The sequence below is a fragment of the Halobacillus sp. genome, from assembly GCF_049282395.1.
Classification (GTDB): Bacteria; Bacillota; Bacilli; order Bacillales; family Halobacillaceae; genus Halobacillus.
On the sequence record NZ_JBAPTY010000245.1, the window covers coordinates 1 to 1,738 of the forward strand.

2 protein-coding genes are annotated in these 1,738 nt (G+C 40.4%); one reads left to right on the forward strand and one right to left on the reverse strand.

The window, feature by feature from the left end:
- A partial coding sequence (locus WAM07_RS10510) for a GNAT family N-acetyltransferase (RefSeq protein WP_422166662.1) occupies window positions 1–543 on the forward strand: 543 nt, incomplete at its 5' end.
- 1,046 nt (window positions 544–1,589) lie between these two features.
- Here WAM07_RS10510 and WAM07_RS10515 read toward each other — a convergent pair.
- Window positions 1,590–1,738 (reverse strand): hypothetical protein (locus tag WAM07_RS10515; protein WP_422166664.1); only part of this gene is annotated, 149 nt, incomplete at its 5' end.

Sequence of the window (1,738 nt, forward strand, 5' to 3'; positions counted from 1 at the left end):
TTTTCTATGAATTGGCCATTAACGACCGAGCGTTTGAATTTACAACCGTATGAAATCTCTCAGGCAGAACGCGTGACGGAGCTTGCAGGTGACAAAGCGGTTGCAGCTACCACCTTCGTTCCGCATCCATATACCCTGGAAGACGCTCAGAACTGGATACGTACGCATGAAGAATGGATTAAGGAAGGAAAAGCTTATCCTATGGCTATGGTATTGAAATCAACAAATGAGCTGGTGGGGACGATGACGCTGCGAGTGGACCATAAACACAAGAAGGGCGAGCTTGCTTATTGGGTAGGAAAGCCTTACTGGGGAAAAGGATATGCCTCAGAAGCGGCTGCGCGGATGGTCGAGTATGGTTTCGAAACTTTGCAGCTTAACAGGGTTTGGTCTGCAGCGATCAGTGAAAACCCAGCCTCTACGAGAGTGATGCAAAAAGTCGGTCTTAGTTATGAAGGTAAATTGAAAGGGGATATCTACCACTGGGGTGAATACAAGGATATTGAGGTTTATGGCATGACTGCTCAAGATTATCATTCATGAAAACCTTACATATGAATGAGGAAACAACTGGTGATTGGTTTTGTATGCCCAGAGATCCTGGCCCCTCCTCATTTCTTAACGCTTCGTTAATTTCGGAATTGAGACAGCAATGCAATTTCGTATATTTCCCAGGAAATATGGTTTGGTTACATATTTTATCTTTTATTTGCCTTACTTTTTAGGAAGAGGTGATTTAAAGGGAAGTGTCGGGTGCTTATCTCTGTTTATATTAGGTTAAATGGTAAAACTTTTCTCCCGTATCGCCTAGCGATACGGAGGATGGTTTTTCATATATTTTTAGACCATTATTATGCCCACCGTGATACTCGCATTGAACAGTAAGATATAAACTGAGCGAACACAAAAGAGAATTAGAATGAACAAGTGATCGTCAAACAGCTAGTTATACAGCAGGAACACGAATGTATTGTACGGGATAACTGATACGAAAGGCTAGACTTTGTCTATAATCTTATTGAAAAGTGCCGATGCCAAACTAATGTTACACAATAATGTTGAGAAAAATCGAATAGGATAGTACAGAATTAAACATATTTCCCGCACGGTCCATAATTAAAGCAGGAGAACTTCTAGCGAAAGCAGCTGAATTTGGAGAAAAGCTTAACGAGTCTAATAACAAGCTCCAGCATCGGAATGCCATAGAGGCGTACATAGAAGCCCTTTAACGATAGAGATTCTCTGCACCAGCTTTATGGGCATATCCTAACCTTGTATATAAGAGAGTGTGTGACGAACCCCTTTGTTATAGTGGCGCAACTAATCTTTTGCCACCCTTAAGGAGCAAATCTGTAGGTTACTTTTCTAGACCTGGATAAATAGGGGGGGCTATGGCAGGAAGGGAAATAAACGGTCAGGTATGGAAAGAAGAAAGAATTGTAATTAACGTATCTTTCTCTATGGAATAGCGACAAATCCAGGGGGCCAGATTGATATTCAAATTTTCAGGTTGATATTATATCTTATTTTTTCATATCAAATTATTAAAAAAAGAACCCCTCATATAAGAGGGGTTCTTTTAAAATTGATTATTTGTACATTAATACTTTTCCTACAGTACCATCTTTACTTTGACCAGTTACACGGAACTTCAGACCGTAGTCAGGAACATCGCGTCCTGCATCTACTAATCCTTCATTCAAGTAGTTTTCGCTGTCATCGAATAATGGTGTGCGTT